Annotated in this window: 19 protein-coding genes and 1 tRNA gene; 1 reads left to right on the top strand and 19 read right to left on the bottom strand. The window is 29.2% G+C overall.

Annotation, left to right across the window (positions count from 1 at the left end; genetic code table 11):
* Positions 1-23: 23 nt before the first annotated feature.
* From X274_RS05065 to X274_RS05080, 4 genes are all read right to left on the bottom strand, one after another.
* Positions 24-446 (bottom strand): thioesterase family protein, encoded by a 423-nt coding sequence (locus X274_RS05065; RefSeq protein ID WP_156166140.1) that lies wholly within the window; start codon positions 444-446, stop codon positions 24-26.
* Positions 421-2,307, bottom strand: a complete 1,887-nt coding sequence (ftsH, locus tag X274_RS05070; protein ID WP_047265725.1) for an ATP-dependent zinc metalloprotease FtsH — start codon at positions 2,305-2,307, stop codon at positions 421-423. The genes X274_RS05065 and ftsH overlap by 26 nt, the downstream gene beginning before the upstream one ends.
* A complete protein-coding gene (tilS, locus tag X274_RS05075; RefSeq protein ID WP_047265726.1) occupies positions 2,294-3,259 on the bottom strand; it encodes a tRNA lysidine(34) synthetase TilS in 966 nt (321 codons plus the stop codon). The genes ftsH and tilS overlap by 14 nt, the downstream gene beginning before the upstream one ends.
* 192 nt (positions 3,260-3,451) lie before the next feature.
* A tRNA-Thr gene (locus tag X274_RS05080) sits at positions 3,452-3,526 on the bottom strand.
* Between the two features lie 169 nt (positions 3,527-3,695).
* Between X274_RS05080 and X274_RS05085 the strand changes: the two genes are divergently transcribed.
* A complete protein-coding gene (locus tag X274_RS05085) occupies positions 3,696-4,586 on the top strand; it encodes an HD-GYP domain-containing protein (protein WP_052913180.1) in 891 nt (296 codons plus the stop codon).
* Between the two features lie 40 nt (positions 4,587-4,626).
* Here the strand turns inward: X274_RS05085 and miaB are convergent, their stop codons facing one another.
* The 15 genes from miaB to X274_RS11520 form a co-directional block, all read right to left on the bottom strand.
* Positions 4,627-5,976 (bottom strand): tRNA (N6-isopentenyl adenosine(37)-C2)-methylthiotransferase MiaB, encoded by a 1,350-nt coding sequence (gene miaB, locus X274_RS05090; protein ID WP_047265727.1) that lies wholly within the window; start codon positions 5,974-5,976, stop codon positions 4,627-4,629.
* Between the two features lie 86 nt (positions 5,977-6,062).
* Positions 6,063-6,869 carry a 30S ribosomal protein S2 gene (gene rpsB, locus X274_RS05095; RefSeq protein ID WP_047265728.1) on the bottom strand — a complete coding sequence of 269 codons (807 nt, stop codon included), beginning with the start codon at positions 6,867-6,869 and terminating at the stop codon, positions 6,063-6,065.
* A gap of 91 nt (positions 6,870-6,960) precedes the next feature.
* Positions 6,961-7,320, bottom strand: a complete 360-nt coding sequence (rsfS, locus tag X274_RS05100; protein WP_084822639.1) for a ribosome silencing factor — start codon at positions 7,318-7,320, stop codon at positions 6,961-6,963.
* A 15-nt stretch (positions 7,321-7,335) separates the two neighbouring features.
* Positions 7,336-9,162, bottom strand: coding sequence for a glutamine--fructose-6-phosphate transaminase (isomerizing) (gene glmS / locus X274_RS05105; protein ID WP_047265729.1), 1,827 nt, complete (start codon positions 9,160-9,162; stop codon positions 7,336-7,338).
* A 12-nt stretch (positions 9,163-9,174) separates the two neighbouring features.
* Complete coding sequence (plsX, locus tag X274_RS05110) at positions 9,175-10,164, bottom strand: phosphate acyltransferase PlsX (protein ID WP_047265730.1); 990 nt, start codon at positions 10,162-10,164, stop codon at positions 9,175-9,177.
* Between the two features lie 2 nt (positions 10,165-10,166).
* Positions 10,167-10,352 carry a 50S ribosomal protein L32 gene (gene rpmF, locus X274_RS05115; protein WP_047265731.1) on the bottom strand — a complete coding sequence of 62 codons (186 nt, stop codon included), beginning with the start codon at positions 10,350-10,352 and terminating at the stop codon, positions 10,167-10,169.
* 22 nt (positions 10,353-10,374) lie between these two features.
* Positions 10,375-10,929 carry a YceD family protein gene (locus X274_RS05120; RefSeq protein WP_047265732.1) on the bottom strand — a complete coding sequence of 185 codons (555 nt, stop codon included), beginning with the start codon at positions 10,927-10,929 and terminating at the stop codon, positions 10,375-10,377.
* Positions 10,930-11,018: 89 nt separating this feature from the next.
* Positions 11,019-11,933: an RluA family pseudouridine synthase gene (locus tag X274_RS05125; RefSeq protein ID WP_047265733.1), complete on the bottom strand. Its 915-nt coding sequence runs from the start codon at positions 11,931-11,933 to the stop codon at positions 11,019-11,021.
* A complete protein-coding gene (gene lspA, locus X274_RS05130; protein WP_047265734.1) occupies positions 11,915-12,367 on the bottom strand; it encodes a signal peptidase II in 453 nt (150 codons plus the stop codon). Before lspA ends, X274_RS05125 begins: the two co-directional genes overlap by 19 nt.
* 1 nt (position 12,368) lies before the next feature.
* Positions 12,369-13,187: a CheR family methyltransferase gene (locus X274_RS05135; protein WP_047265735.1), complete on the bottom strand. Its 819-nt coding sequence runs from the start codon at positions 13,185-13,187 to the stop codon at positions 12,369-12,371.
* Positions 13,188-13,198: 11 nt separating this feature from the next.
* On the bottom strand, positions 13,199-13,972 hold the full coding sequence (locus tag X274_RS05140; RefSeq protein WP_156166141.1) for a hypothetical protein: 774 nt from the start codon (positions 13,970-13,972) through the stop codon (positions 13,199-13,201).
* A 43-nt stretch (positions 13,973-14,015) separates the two neighbouring features.
* Positions 14,016-14,768, bottom strand: a complete 753-nt coding sequence (locus X274_RS05145) for a YebC/PmpR family DNA-binding transcriptional regulator (RefSeq protein WP_047265737.1) — start codon at positions 14,766-14,768, stop codon at positions 14,016-14,018.
* Between the two features lie 35 nt (positions 14,769-14,803).
* Positions 14,804-16,204, bottom strand: a complete 1,401-nt coding sequence (locus tag X274_RS05150; RefSeq protein ID WP_047265738.1) for a PP2C family protein-serine/threonine phosphatase — start codon at positions 16,202-16,204, stop codon at positions 14,804-14,806.
* Positions 16,197-16,565 (bottom strand): response regulator transcription factor, encoded by a 369-nt coding sequence (locus X274_RS05155; RefSeq protein ID WP_047265739.1) that lies wholly within the window; start codon positions 16,563-16,565, stop codon positions 16,197-16,199. Before X274_RS05155 ends, X274_RS05150 begins: the two co-directional genes overlap by 8 nt.
* A 1-nt stretch (position 16,566) precedes the next feature.
* Positions 16,567-17,121 (bottom strand): TIGR03936 family radical SAM-associated protein, encoded by a 555-nt coding sequence (locus X274_RS11520; protein ID WP_052913181.1) that lies wholly within the window; start codon positions 17,119-17,121, stop codon positions 16,567-16,569.
* Positions 17,122-17,197 lie beyond the last annotated feature (76 nt).

The following is a 17,197-nucleotide window of genomic DNA, read 5'->3' on the forward strand; positions in this document are numbered from 1 at the left end:
TGTTCCTCCTTTCAAAATATACATTAAATTATTTTTGATGATTTCTCATTTGTTCTTCTCTTTAGAGCTATTCTATTTACTATAACCTTTTTAAATTCTGCTTCGGCAATCTTTTCCATTTCATCGTATACCTCGGCGAAAAATTTGATCTTATTTTCTTTTACATAAATTACTTTTATTTTCATAAAAACTTTAAATCCATACGGAGTTGGTGCTATATGATTTATCCTTGCCGAAGATACTACAGCCACATGATTTGGTATGTATGGTTCTAATAATTCAGTTGATGCTCTAAACAATTCCTCAAGTAACGCTGTAGTAGATAATAAATTAAAATTTTTATAATCTTCTTTTTCCGACCATAAAAAGCCTTCATCATTAACATTAAAAGAATAGTTGAATTCTTTTCCTTCAAGTTCTTTAACTTTCCCCCAGCTCACCTCCATCATTATCCGCCTCCTTAATTGAGGTATCTTCATTTTTTCCTAATAATTCATTTAGTTCGTCACCACTTAAAGTTTCTTTTTCAAGTAGTACTTTTGCTATTGAATGTAATTTATCAATATTTTCTTCTAATATTCCTTTGGCTTTTTCATATGATTCAATTATAATTCTCTTTATTTCATTATCAATTTCATTTGCGGTTTCTTCACTATAATTTTTCATTTTAGCTAATTCTTTACCAAGAAATACTTCTTCCTCTTCTGCACCCCATGCAACTGGTCCTAATCTTTCACTCATACCAAATTTTAGTATCATAATTTTTGCATATTCTGTAGCTTTTTGTAAATCATTTGCCGCTCCACTTGTTATTTGATTAAATACCAACTCTTCAGCTGCTCTTCCGCCTAAAATTCCAGTTATTCTATCAAGAATTTCATCTTTTGTCATAAGATATTTATCTTCCAGTGGCAATTGAAGTGTAAATCCCAAAGCTTGATGTCCTCTTGGAACTATTGTAACTTTATGTACTGGGTCTGCATTTGGTAATAAAGCTCCTACAATAGCATGTCCCAATTCATGATAAGCAATAATTTTTCTTGTTTTATCAGAAATAACCCTGCTTTTTCTTGCTGGTCCAGCAATTACTCTGTCTATAGCTTCTTCTAACTCATTCATATCTATAATAGTTTTTCCTTTTCTTGCAGTGAGCAAAGCTGCTTCATTTATTAAATTTTCAAGGTCTGCCCCTGAAAAACCTGGAGTCCTTCTTGCTAATACTTCAATATCAATATTTGGAGATATAGGTTTCCCACGCATATGTATTTTTAAGATTTGTTCTCGACCTTTCACATCAGGCATATCCAGAATAACTTTCTTGTCAAATCTACCAGGCCTGAGCAATGCTTTATCTAAAATATCCGGTCTATTTGTTGCTGCCATTATAATTATTCCAACACGAGGATCAAAACCATCCATTTCAACAAGCAGCTGGTTTAAGGTTTGTTCTCTTTCGTCATGTCCTCCACCTAAACCTGCACCTCTTTGCCTTCCAACTGCATCAATTTCATCTATAAATATGATGGCAGGTGCATTTGCTTTAGCCTGTGCAAATAAATCCCTTACCCTTGCAGCACCAACACCTACAAATAATTCTACAAAATCAGAACCACTAATATAGAAAAACGGAACCTTTGCTTCACCAGCAACTGCTCTTGCAATTAAGGTTTTACCTGTTCCCGGAGGACCAACCAATAATATTCCTTTTGGCATTCTTGCACCCATTTTATTAAAAACCTGTGGATTTTTTAAAAACTTTACTATATCCTGTAATTCATCTTTTACTTCATCTACACCTGCTACATCACTAAATGTAATTCTTTCTTTTTCTGGATCATATTTTCTTGCGGGACTTTTTGTGAAATTCATTCCTTGCGGTCCTCGACCGGTTAACGGCCTCAACATTATCATCCATAAAAAAATCAATATAATAAATGGAATCACATAACTTAAAATTCCATATAGCCATCCAGACGTAACATCCTGTTTGAAATCTACTTCTATATTTTTTTCTATTAACTTATTAACAAGGTCTGAATCCCTTAATACAACAGGTGCAAACAATTCATATGTTTGTCCATCAATAGTTTTTATGTTTATATTACCTGTATCTTTTACTAAAACTTTTGATACTCTACCTCTTTCTATTAAATCGATAAACTGCGTATAACTAATAGTCAAACTTGTTGTATCTACTGTCATTCCTCTAATTATAAAAAATATAATAGAGCCTATCACAAAATATACGGCAATAATTCCTATTAGTCTCTTTTTGTTATTAGAATCATTATTTTTATTTTCCGCCAAGAGCGACTACCTCCTTTGATATATAAAGCATATTTCTTATTTTTTCTATAGTTAAATTGTTAATTTTCCTTTTGCCTCTAGATTTCATAGATAAAATTTTATTTACTTCTTCTTTTGATGGTGGAAAAACTCCTAATTCTAAAAATACCATTCTTAAAATTTCTTTGTCAAAAAAATCTTTTTTTAAACTCATTTTATAAATATTCTTATTATCAATGTTCTTTTCAACAGCAACCCGCTCTGTATAAACCTTATCTAGATAATCTCGGTACTCCCAGGTTATTTCAGCAAATCTGAAAATTGCATCTTCATATTTTTCATTTATTTTTTGAAATTCCGGTAGTATGTTATGTCGAATCTTATTTCTTGAATATTTTGTATCAAAATTCGATTCATCTATAATATATTTAACATTGTTAATTGTAACATATTTTTCCAGATTTTCAAAATTTAAACTTAATATCGGTCTTGTAACATTTTTGTATACTGGCAATACACCTCCTATACCAAAAATACCTGTACCTTTAATCAATCTATACACTATAGTTTCTGACAAATCCTTTGAATAATGAGCAATAGCTATTTTGTTATACATTTTTGACTCTAATATTTCATTGAAAAATTCATATCTCAATTTCCTTGCTGCCTCTTCAATTCCAATTTTATTATCTTTCGCATAGTTTCCTACATCCATTTTTTTAGAATAAAATGGCAGACTTCTTTTTCTACATTCTCTTTTTACAAATAATTCTTCGTCATCAGCATTTTTTCTCAAAGAATGATTAAAGTGGGCAACTCCGAGAGAAATATTTAAATTATCCTTTAATTTAAATAATATGTCCATCATCACCATTGAATCCCTACCGCCAGATACACCGAGTAAAACTCTATCTCCACTTTCATACATATTATATTTCTTTATAAACTTTAACACTTCATATTCTATTTTCATTTTTTACATCTCCTATTCTCTTCTAAGTAATTATAACATATTTTTTTTAATTTATAATACGATGTCCAAAAAGTAAAGTCGCTCAAACCTTGATTGTTAATCCTCAAAAATACTCTTATATAATAATATAAAAAAACAGAGCTCTAAAGAGCTCAAATGTGCACTAATATTTTTCATTTTTTCTAATATTTCTGGAGCCGGTGAAGGGACTCGAACCCCCAACCTACTCATTACGAATGAGCCGCTCTACCGTTGAGCTACACCGGCAATTAATACCAGAGAATATTATATATTTTAATTTTAAAATTGTCAAGGGGTTTTTTTTAAAATATTATGATATAATTTAATATACTATACTCAAAATAAAGAAATATATATTATGAATTTTAAAGCAAAATAGCAAATCAAAAAGATTTTTATAGAGGAGGAATTTTTTATGCCATTTGAAAAATATAAGATTTTTGATTCTACAAATTTATCAAAAGGTTTATTAAACATTTTTTCTTTTGATTATATGGAAAATAAAGACAATGCAGAAATTATAATATCAAATAAAAAAGAAAAAATTGAAAAACCTTATATTTTATTGGATAATGAACAATTAAGTTTAATTGAAAATGGTAAAATCATTTCAATATTCGATTTTTCAATTGAAAATTTTCAAATTTTATTATTAAAATTACTATCAAAGATTTTTAAAGAAGAACCGTTTAATCTTTTGTATCTATTAGAAGAAAAAAGGAGAGAAATCGGTGAATTTATTAAAAATTTAATAGTTCTATTTGAAGTTGAAGATAAGAAAAGTAGTATGAGTCATACTCAAAGAGTTGCATTTTATTCTAAAAAATTTGCTGAATATTTGGGTAAAACAAAAGAAGATATCAATCTTATTTATGATTTAGCCATGCTTCATGATGTTGGAAGAATAGGAATAGAACAATTAATGCTTTTTTCAAAAACACGTGTGTTTGATCTTGAAGAATGGGATCTCGAGCATACTGTTGCTGGTTCTGTATTTCTGGCAAATAGAAGAGAATTATGGTATGCCATGGATGTTGTTAGATCACATCACGAACACTGGGATGGAACAGGTTATCCTGATCATTTAAAAGGAGAAGAAATTCCATATTTTGCAAGATTTATAGGCGTTATTGACTGGTTTGATTGGGCTACACATACCGCTACTTCCGAACATTTTGGTATATTATCACCAGATGAAGCTATTGATTATATAATTTTTAATTTAGGAAAAAAATTTGATCCCATTCTTGGAAAGGATTTTGCTAACTTCTTAAAGGACTTTTTATCAAAAGAAAAATTTATATAATCGACTATATATAAAAGACCGCATAGCGGTCTTTTATATATTATATGTAGTATTTTATAGTGTTAAAATCACTGTCTTTTTCAGTTGCTATAATTTCTCCATATAATGGGCCTGCTGATATTTTATTAATTTTTATTTTAACAAATTTTCCAATCATATTTTCATCACTTTTAAATATCACCACTTTATTATTTATTGTCCTTCCCAGGTATGCTCCTGATTTTATTTTATTTTCCTGAATCACCATTACTGTTTTATTTAAATATTTCTCATTTTCTTCATGATTTATTTGTTTCTGTATATTCATAAGGTATTGAAATCTCTTATTTTTAATTCTTTTAGGTATATCATCTTTGTAATATTTTGCTGATATTGTACCTTCACGCGGTGAATATTCTGCAATATTCAATCTTTCATATCTAACTTTTTTTATCAAATCCACTGTTTCCATAAAATCGGATTCTGTTTCACCGGGAAATCCTACAATAATATCTCCTGATATTGTTACATTTGGAACTCTACTTTTTATATCTTTTATTAATTCCAGATAAAATTCTTTTGTATATCTTCTATTCATCTTTTTTAGAATATTATCACTACCAGCTTGAACGGGTAAATGAAAATTTTTAGCTGCTTTTTCATTATTTGCTACCTCATTTATTAATCTATCTGTTATATCTGTAGGGTATGACGTTAGAAACCATATTCTTTTTATCGAATCAAATTTTGAAGCCTCTTTAATTAATATATCTAACTTCGGTTTTCCGTCTCCAAAATCTTTACCATAAGAATCAACATTTTGTCCTAAAAATGTAATTTCTCTATAATTTTTATCATTATAATATTCTACTTCTTTTATAATATCTTCTATAGGTCTGCTCTTTTCAAGATGCCTTGTATATGGAACTATACAGTATGTACAGTATTTATTGCACCCATATATAATATTTATCCAACCATGATGCTTACTATATGGATGTTTTGGCAAATCTGCTGTTATCTCTTCAAATTTATCACTAAAATCTGCAAATCTTTTTCCATTTTTTGCATTTAAATATAATTCCTTTATTTCCATATAATTTCTTGTTCCAAAAACAAAATCCACACCATGGAATCTTTTTAAAATTTCTGACCTCTCTTTTTCTGCAACACATCCACCTACACCAATAATAATATTTTTATTTTTTCTCTTTAATTTTTCATAGTGACCAATAGCTCCATAAAGCTTATGTTCGGCCTTTTCTCTAACAGCACAACTATTTAATATTATAAAATCTGCTTCTTGTGGATTTTCTGTCCATTCGAAGCCTTCTTTTTCTAAAATACCTGTCATAATTTCTGATTCATTCACATTCATCTGACATCCGAATGTTTTTATGTAAAATTTCACTTTTACACCTCCAAATAAACTTATGTTTTATTTTTTAAACTATTAATAAATCCCGGATTACTCCGGGATTTATTAATAATGAATTATTATTCTTCTTCTTCAACTACTTCACCATATTTTTCTTCAGCTTCTACTTTAGCTTTTGTTACTTCTTCAACTGCATCTATTACTTCTTCCTCTTCTATTTCTGGTGTTTCGTCATTTCCCATTAGACCTTCTCTACCTTCTATATAAGCATCTGCGATTTTAGATGTTATTAATTTTATAGCTCTAATTGCATCATCGTTACCCGGTATTACAATATCGATTGGATCAGGATCACAGTTTGTATCCACCAAAGCTATAACGGGAAGCCCTAACATATTTGCTTCTGCAACAGCTATTTGTTCTTTTCTTGGATCAATTAAGAATAATAAATCAGGAATTTTTTTCATTCCTCTTAAACCACCAAGGTTTTTATCAAGTTTTTCATATACTTTCTTGATTTTACTCTGCTCTTTTTTAGGTAGATTTTCAAATTCTTCTGAGTTTACAAATTCATCTAATTCCTCTAACTTTTTAATTCTCTTTTTTATTGTTGGGAAATTTGTTAATAATCCACCCAACCATCTGTTATTTACATAATAAGCTCCAGCTCTTTTTGCTTCTTCAGCAATAATTTGTTGAGCCTGTTTTTTTGTTCCAACAAATAAAATTACTTTCCCTTCTGCTGATTGTTCTCTGACAAATTCATATGCTTCTTCTACAGCTTTTAATGATTTTTGTAAATCAATAATGTAAATACCCTTTCTTTCTGTAAAAATATACGGTTTCATCTTTGGATTCCATCTTCTTGTTCTGTGTCCAAAATGTACTCCTGCTTCTAACAATTGTTTCATACTAATAACCGACATGCCAACACCTCCATATTTTGGTTTTTACCTCCACCGCATTACGTTTCCGACCCTAACGGGCACCGAGGAAACTACATAACGGTGTGTGAGGTCAATTGATTTTTATTCTTTCTACTTCGCTCCATAAATTTTCTAAATCATAAAACTCTCTTGCGTTTTCCGTAAAAATATGAACAATTATGCTTCCACCATCAACTATAAGCCATTCATAACCTTTATCTTTATCATAATACAATAATTCATGTTTTCTCTCTTTAAATTTCTCTACTACAGCATCTCTTAACGCGTTTAAATGTGTTTCAGAATTTCCTGTCACTATAACAAAATAATCAACAAGCAAAGGAGAATTTTTCATATTTAAAACTTTTATATTTATTCCATCTTTTTCATCTAATATTTTAACTATTTCTTTAGTAATTTCAAATATTTCCTCCTCTGATTTTATATCCACTAATTTTCACCTCCATTACTCTACTGTAACACTTTTCGCCAAATTTCTGGGTTTATCAGGATCTAACTTTCTTAATACCGCAACATTATAAGCAAATAATTGGATAACAGGAGCCATAACCAGAGGATATAATGCTTCATGTGTTTTTGGGACCAATATATATTCATCTGTTAAATGCTTAATCTCATCGTTTCCTTCTGTACTAATAGCTATTATATTGGCATTCCTTGCTTTTGATTCCATTAAATTTGATTTCATCTTTTCATAAAGTGAATCCTTTGGAATTATTGCAAATACTGGGAACTGTTCATCTAACAATGCTATAGGACCATGCTTTAATTCTCCTGCCTGATAGCCAGCAGCATGTATATAGCTTATTTCTTTCAATTTCAAAGCTCCCTCTAAAGCTGTAGGATATCCAAATCCTCTACCAATATACATCATATGCTGATAATTCGAATATTCTCTGGCTAATTCCTTTATTTTCTCATTTAATTTTAATACCTTTTTATATATTTCTGGCATCTCTTCTATGCCTTTTAATATTGATTCTATTTCATTATTCAATCCCTCAGTTAATTCTATTATTTTAGCTCCCAAAGCGTACAATATAGCTATTTGTGCTGTGTATGTTTTAGTAGCTGCTACTCCAATTTCAGGACCTGTATTCATATATATAGCACCATGAGATTCTCTTGGTATTGTCGATCCAAAAACATTACTTATTGTTATTACTTTTGCTCCTTTTTCTTTAGCTATTCTTATACCTTCCAATGTATCTATTGTTTCACCTGACTGAGATATTGCCAATACCAACGTGTTTTGATCTACATGAGGATTCATATATCTGAATTCAGAAGCTACTTCTATATCTACACTTATTCTGGAATATTTATTCATAAAATATTTAAATGCCATCCCCGCATGATAACTTGTACCACATGCAACTATAAATATTTTCTGTAAATCTTTTTTTATAAATTCCTTAAGATTATTTATCTCTGAGATTATAGGTTTTCCATTCTTTATTCTTCCAGTTATCGCTGATTTTAATGCTTCTGGCTGCTCATTCATTTCTTTTAGCATAAAATGCTCGTATCCACTTTTTTCTGCTGCCTGCTCATCCCAATCTATATGTGTTGGACTCTTTTCTATTTTTTCGCCATCTATATTATAAAATTCAATTTTTCCAGCTTCCAATAAAGCTATTTCATTATCATTCATAAAATATACATCTTTAGTATATTTTATCAATGGAGTTATATCAGAGGCTAATAATGCATAATCTTCATTATATGCTACAACGAGAGGACTTCCCTTTCTTACAGATACAATTTTTTTCTCATCTGTATGAATTACTCCTATCGCATAAGCACCATCTAATCTTTTTATAGCTGATAATACCGATTTAAACAAGTCTCCATTATAATACTCCTCTATTAGATGAGCAATCACTTCTGTATCTGTTTCGGATTTAAACCTATGCCCTTTTTCTATTAATTCTTTTCTTAATTCCTGAAAATTTTCAATTATCCCGTTATGAACCAATGCTATTTTTCCAGTACAATCGGTATGAGGGTGTGCATTCAAATCTGTAACTCCACCATGTGTCGCCCAACGTGTATGAGCTATACCAATGTGAATATTCGCATTTATTCTATCATTGAGTTCATCCTTTAAATTCGAAATTTTTCCTGTTGCTTTTATTAATTCTATATGTTCATTTTTTGAGAAAGCAATCCCCGCTGAATCATACCCCCTATATTCTAATTTTTGCAATCCAGAAATAATATCCTTTACCTTAACATCCTTTTTCCCAACCAATCCCACAATTCCACACATTGTTTTTACCTCCTATAATATATCTTTAATCTTATCTATTATTTTATCTTTAACAGCTTTATTTGCTACAGAAAGCGCATTAGCAATAGCCTCAGAATCTGAAGAGCCATGAGCTTTAACTAAAATACCGTTTATTCCCAAAAAAAATGTTCCCCCATATTGTCTATAATCAAGGCTTTTTTTTAATCCTTTTAAAGAACTTTTCATTAACATTGCTCCTATTTTGGTGAATATTCCTCCATTTGAAACCTCTCTTTTCAATTCCGATAGGATATAATAAGCAGTTCCTTCAATTGTTTTTAATATATTATTGCCTGTAAACCCATCCGTTACTATAACATCCACATTTTCATCAAATATATTTCTTCCTTCAATAAATCCTACATAATTTATCTTATCATCTTTTTTCAAAAACTCTGCAGCATCTTTTACTATTTTTGTCCCCTTGGTTTCTTCAGTACCTATATTCAATATATGAACTTTAGGATTTTTCTTACCCAAAAATTTAGCAAAAGCTATTCCCTCTTTTGCAAGAGATATGTAATGTGCCGGTTTAAGCTCTGCATTAGCTCCGCCATCCACAAGAACTCTCGGACCATTTTTACCAGGCAATGGTATAACCAGAGCAGGTCTATCAATTCCTTCAATACGACCTGTGACAAACGTCCCCGCTGCAAGCAATGCACCGGTATTTCCTGCACTTACAAAAGCATCCAATTGCCCTTTTTTCATCATTTCATTTCCTATATAAATAGAACTGTTTTTTAATTTTAATACCTCTGTGGGTTTTGTATGATTATCGACTGAATTTTCAGCTTTTATAAATTTTATTTTATTATGCAAATTTTCTGGAATCTTATTTCTAAGATTTTCTTCTCCCCCAATTAAATGCACTTCATCTATTAAATTATTTTTTAAAGCAAAAATCGCGCCCTCTAAATTAGACATGGGCGCGTTATCTCCACCAAATAAATCTAAGCCTATCCTGGCCTTTTCTGGCATTCTTATTCTCCTATTTCCAATATCTGTTTTCCATTATAATATCCACAGTTTAAACATACTCTATGGGGGAGTTTTGGTTCACCACAATTTGGACATTTTGAAACATTTACTTTAATTGCTCTGTATAAGTTTGCTGCTCTTCTTCTATGTGTTCTTGCTCTTGAAGTTTTTTGCTTTGGTACAGCCATTTATAATCCCTCCTAAAAGTTATTATTTTTCTTCTTTAAATAAGTCCAATAATTTTTCAAATCTTGGATCTATATATTCTTCGTCATGTTTATGATCTGGATTTTCATTTAAGTCTACTCCACAAACAGAACATAATCCTTTACAATCAACCTTACATAATGGTTTTTCTGGAATCTCCATTAATATTGACTCGATAATTCTATCTGTTATATCTATTTTTTCTTCAGAGAAAAAAATGATATTATCCAGCGTTTCCAGCCTTTCACTTTTTATATATAAACTCTCCATAGATTTAGAAATATAAAAAGCTTCTATTTCACCTTTAATTTGTTGCTCAAATTCTTTTAAACATCTGGAACATTGTAATTTGACTTTTGTCATTGCGCTACCTTTTAATAAGAAACCTTCTGAATTCTTTTCAATATTAAAATTCACATTTATTGGTGAAGTTATATCAACTATTCCTTCGGGTGTATCAATTTTTTTCCAATTTAATTCAAAAATAAAATTTTCTTTTTCTTCTATTTTATCAAGATCATATATTAATTTTTGATCTCTTAAATTATCATTCAACATAAAAAACACCTCGCGCTTTATTTTACGACAATATCTTTTAATATATAACAAGAGTATGTTAATTTTCTGTTATTTTTTCAAAAAAGATTTCATTCATCCGATAACTTCTTTAATGCTTCTTTAAAATCATGTGGAATAGGCGCTATAAATTCCATCCATTTATCTGTTCTTGGATGAAATATTCCCAGTTTCAATGCATGAAGCATTTGTCTATTTATGCCATATTTTAAATCTACACTTCCATATACTTCATCACCAAGCAATGGATGTCCAATATGTTTAAAATGTACCCTAATTTGATGTGTCCTTCCGGTTTTCAAATTTATCCAGGCAAGCGATGCATCTTTGAATTCCTTTATTACCTTATATATTGTAATAGATTCTTTTCCTCCTGGAACAACAGCCATTTTTATACGAATTTGTGGATGTCTTGCAATTGGGGCATTTATTTCTCCATATTTTTGTTTTAGAATCCCTTTTACCAAAGCTATGTATGTTTTTTTGGTTTTTCTATCTTTAAATTGAGAACTTAAAGATTGCTGAGCCAGGTCATTCTTGGCTACAATTATTACTCCAGATGTATTTTTATCCAATCTATGTACGATTCCTGGGCGAACTTCTCCACCAATTCCCTTCAAATCTTTACAATGATATAGTAATGCATTTACCAATGTTCCGCTTACTTTATTAAAAACAGGATGAACTATCATATCTGGAGGTTTATTAATAACTATAATATCTTTATCTTCATATATTACATTTAGCGGTATTTTTTCTGGTATTACTTCTATTATAGGAGGTTTATCCGGCACTTCAATTGATACAATCTCTCCAGATTTTATTTTATAAGCAGGCTTTTTTAATTCACCATTTACTATTATTTGCCCTTGTTTTATCGCTTTTTGAACATAATTTCTCGATATCCAGTCTGGAACCTTTTCAACTACAAATTTATCCAATCTCCAGCCATTTTCTCTATTCGTTACTAAAAAGTTTTCTTCCACGAATTCTTACTCCTTCGCCAATAATATATAGCTAATAAAATTCCTCCGATTGTTACAAAAGAATCTGCAACATTAAAAACAGAAAAATATTTAACACTAAACATATCTACAACATATCCAATTCTAACTCTATCATAAATATTTCCCAATGCTCCTCCTATGATAAAAGTAATTGAAATATCAAATAGCATAGATTTATTTTTCTCCAGATGTTTTTTTCTATAAATATAAATGAAAGTCACGACAAAAGTTGCTAATATTCCATGTAAAAAAGCATAACCCCGAAATATTCCAAAAGCTATACCCGTATTGGTTACATAAGATAAAGTTAAAAAATCTCCTATAATATGAATTGTCTTTCCTTTTAAAAAATCCTGTGCTAATCTTTTAGAAATCTGGTCTATTATCAATATAATTGGAATTAACCAGTCCAAATCAATCACTCACTTTTTGATAGAAAAATGGCTCTATTACTTCCAAACCTAAGGATTTATAATTAAATATTCTTTCTGTGGAACCAACAAATAATACTCCACCTTTTCTTAAAGAATTAGCAAAATTTTTATATAATTTATTTTTTGCATCCATATCAAAATAAATAACCACATTCCTGCAGGAAATAATATCCATATCTTTCTCAAAATTATCCATTAAAAGATTATGCTGTTTAAATATTACTCTATTTTTTATTAAAGGTAAAACTTCGTATGTATTATTATCCAGTTTTTTAAAATACTTTTTTCTTATATCTTCAGGGATATTTACCATGGATCTATCTGAATATATACCTCTTTTTGCCTTTTGAATAACAAATTTATCAAGATCTGTAGCTAAAACTTTTATATTTTTAGGAGCTTTTAATTCTTCAAGTATTATTGCATGTGTATATGGTTCTTCACCCGTTGAACAACCTGCACTCCATATTTTAGTTTTTGTTCCTCTTTCTTTCAATATCTTTGGAAGAATATTTTTTTTCAGATAATTCCATTTTTCTGGATTTCTAAAAAATTCTGTAACGTTAATCGTTAATTTATCAAGAAATTCATCCCATAATTTTGGATTGTTTTTCAAATCTTCAAAATACTTTTTATAACTATTATATGTATATTTTCTCATTAACATATCTATTCTTCTTCTTACTCTATGTTGCTTATAACCTCTCAAATCAAGCTGAAAGTGACTTGCAATATTGTCCAATAACCACACATACTCCTTATCATCATATGGTGATGAGTACAAACTTTTCTCGTTCATTAAAATTCCTCCTAAAATTTTAGATTAAATTTTATCCCTATTGTTTTGTTCGAATTTATTATAACATATATATTATCCCTTATTATTGGTATATTAAATTCAAAATAATTTTCTCTTTTTCTAAAAATATTACTTCTAACTATATTTTTATTACTTTTAAATTCAAAATAAATATTTATATTTTTATCTAATATTACAAAATACACTTTTTTCTTTGATATTGTTATTATACTATTAAATATAGACAGGAATGTGCCATAATCATATTCTTTATTTAACGTATCAACAAAAAAACCTATTTTTATCTTATCCCCATAATAATAACCCATCGCTGTTTGGGAAAAATCATATATATTTATCCAGTAAAAATATTTATTCGATTCCTTTTTTAAAGTTATTCCAGCCATACCATTTGAAACTACATAAGATACAGGAAAATCAAAATATGCTTTTTCAAAAGATATTATAAACGAATCATTTGACCATGTGAAATAATATGGATCATAAAAAAAATTATTTTTATATTTATAATTTATACTAAATCCCGGTTGATAAAATCTTAAATAATTTAATATTTCTTCTAAACTAGAAACATTTATAGAATTAGTACTCAATGGAGTTAAATTTACAAAAAACGAAATATTTGCAACATATAAATTCGTTGCCTCAAAATCAAAATTATAATCTATTTTTATATCTCCATTATTCATATAAGATATATATATATTATTTGAAAAAATAATAGTACTTAAAAATATCCATAATATTAATAAGTTTTTTTTCATCAACTCACCTTTAAAAACAAGGGGCATATATAGCCCCTATTAATTAAATATTTTGTGCTAATCTTTCCATTTCTGCATCATCAATTTCAAAATTCGCAAATACTTCTTGAATATCATCACTGTCTTCCAATGCATCGAGTAATTTTAATAATTTTTCCGCATCTGATCCTGCAACTTTAACTGTTGTTTTTGGAATATATGTCAAATTCGATTTCACAGAATATCCCATATCTTTTAAAGCATCTCTAACCTGAACCATATCATCTGGAGAAGCTATAACCTGAATATTTTCATCTTCTATAACGTCTTCTGCACCAGCATCCAATGCTGCCATCATAAATTCATCCAGATCTGCCACTTCTTCTTTAGGAACTACAATCATAGCTTTTCTTTCAAAATTCCAGGCAACAGCACCACTTTCAGCTAAACTCCCACCATGTTTCGAAAGAATATGTCTTACCTCCTGAGCTGCTCTATTTTTATTATCTGTTAATGCTCTCATTATAATAGCAACACCTGCTGGTCCATAACCTTCATACATTATTTCAACATATGAATCAGCATCTGTACCTCCTGCACCTTTTTTTATAGCAGCTTCAATTTTATCTTTTGGCATATTAGCTTCCTTTGCCTTTTCTATAGCTGTTCTTAATCTTGGATTTGATTCTGGATCTGCACCACCTTCTTTAGCAGCAACCGTTAATTCTCTGATTAACTTTGTAAATATTTTTGACCTTTTGGCATCTTGAGCTGCTTTCCTATGTTTTATATTTGCCCACTTGTTATGACCTGACATAATAAAATACCTCCTTTAAAAATCATTTTTTAAAATCATTTTGATTTTATTATCATCAATGTTGTATCATCATGTTGAGACGCTTTTCCTACAAATTTATCTAATTCCTTTATTATTATATCAATAATTTCTTTTGAATTTTTATCTTTATTTTTTTCAAATATATCAATTAATCTTTCAAGTTCAAATTCTTCGCTTCTTTCATTTCTTGCCTCTGTTATTCCATCTGTATATAATGCTACATATACTTTTTTATTATATGTTAAATTTTGACTTTCAAAGACAAATCCTCCCATAATACCTATTGGCATATATTCTGCATCAAAAGTCAATAATTTTTCATCTTTCAGTATTAGTGTGGGGTTATGACCACAATTTATCATTTCTATCTTTTTATTTTTATAATCCAGCATCATAAAAACTGCTGTTACAAATCTATCTTGAGGAATCTCTCTGGATATATAATTATTTAAATTAGAGACTATAGTTGCTAAATCCTTTTCTTTTTCCAATTCATGCCTTAAAATAGACCTAAATGATGTCATAATCAACGCTGCAGGAACACTTTTTCCTGAAACATCTGCCAATACAATAAATACTTTTTCTCCTAAATCTACTACATCATAATAGTCTCCACCTATATCATAAGCAGGTCTATAAAACGCTTCAATATCAATTTCTTGAAATTCAGGGATTTTTTTTGGCAATAGCGACTTTTGTATCTCAGATGCTATTCTCAGTTGTTCTCCTAATTTTTCTTGTTCTATTTTTTTATTTAGAAAATCTAAAGTATCATAACTAAATGCTATTTGCTCTGCAATAGATTCCATAATTTTTCTATTTCCAGCGGTAAATATACCATTTTCAGAGCCATAAAAAAGAAAAAAACCCCATACTTTTATCCTCGATTCTATTGGTATAAACATTATCGGTATCTCTTTGTGGGTTATTGGATGTTTTTCGAATATCATAGGCTTAATTTTTTTCTCCGCATTCAGATAATCAATAAGCTCTACGGTTTTTTCAAAATCGAGCAAATTAAAGTCGGCATGCAAAATACTAAAATCTTTTCCTGGAGGATAATCAGAAAATTCTCCAACTATAATGTCGTCAAAAGAAATTATGTCTTTTATTCTATCCAATATTTTTTCCATTGATTTTTTAGGATCAAGCGTTTCATGAAGTATTTTTCCTATATCTAATACTGCTGTTAACTCTTCATATAATTTTGATAATTCTTCAACCTGAGCCTCTAATTGTAAAGAAAATTCCTCAAGCTGTATTCTATAATTTTCACTTTCTTCAAACAATTGCTCAATTAAAAACTTCACCCGCTTGCTAATCTCTTCCAGGGTTTTAGGTTCATCAGAATAATAATTTACTCTGTCATTTAACTCATGATAAATTTCCAATCCATACTGTGTGGCTTTATCCATTTCCAGCCACCACCTGTTTTATAATATCAACAATATTTTTAGGACTAAAAGGTTTCGTAGCCACTTTAAAAGCACCTAAAGTCAGCGCAAGTTTTTCATCTTCTTCTCCACCTTTAGCTGTTAAAACCAATATTGGTAATTTTATTCCTTCTTCCTTCAATTTTTTTAATACTGTAAACCCATCCATTTTTGGCATCATAATATCGAGACACACTGCATCAGGTATCAATTCTTTTATTTTTTGTAGCCCTTCTTCTCCATCTCTGGCTTCATGAACCTCAAATCCTTCTTTTTTAAAATTAAAAGATAATATTTTCCTCAATACATCAGAATCATCTACAATTAAGATTTTCTTTCCCAATTTAATCCCCCCAAACAGCATCATAAACTATTGGATAAAATATAAAACCTTCTTTAACTTCACTAAAAACTTTCCATATGTTGTATATCTTATTATACTTCTGTTTATATTTTAACACATAAATTCCTTTTTTATTTCTATCAATATCAAGGTTCATAAACTTATTTCTAATATTTTCATCATTCAGTAATACAAAATTGAATTTTTTAAATAAATTTTCGGAAATATATATTTTAAACAAATAATATTCTATTTTCAATTTATAATTATCCTTTACTTCTTTATACTCTATTAATTTAAACCCTTCGGATACATAATTGTTAAAGTTTAAAAAGTTATATGTTTTTTTTGTGTTTAATACAACAAATAATGTTTTATTAATATATCCCAATGGCACAGCTTGAGATATGCTTAATTTGGGCTTAGAATGGTATCCTTTTGTATATTCTAAATCCATTTTCGCACGTCTAAACATTCTTTCTATCTCTTCTAACGTATCGTTATGAGAAATATATGCTGATTTCCCGAATTTTTTAAACCTTAAAAGGTATTTCATATACTCACTCCAATTATATGATATAATATTTTTGAGTTAATATTATTAAGCAAAAATTATTATATACTATTTTTAT

It is taken from the genome of Marinitoga sp. 1155, from assembly GCF_001021175.1.
Lineage (GTDB): Bacteria > Thermotogota > Thermotogae > Petrotogales > Petrotogaceae > Marinitoga.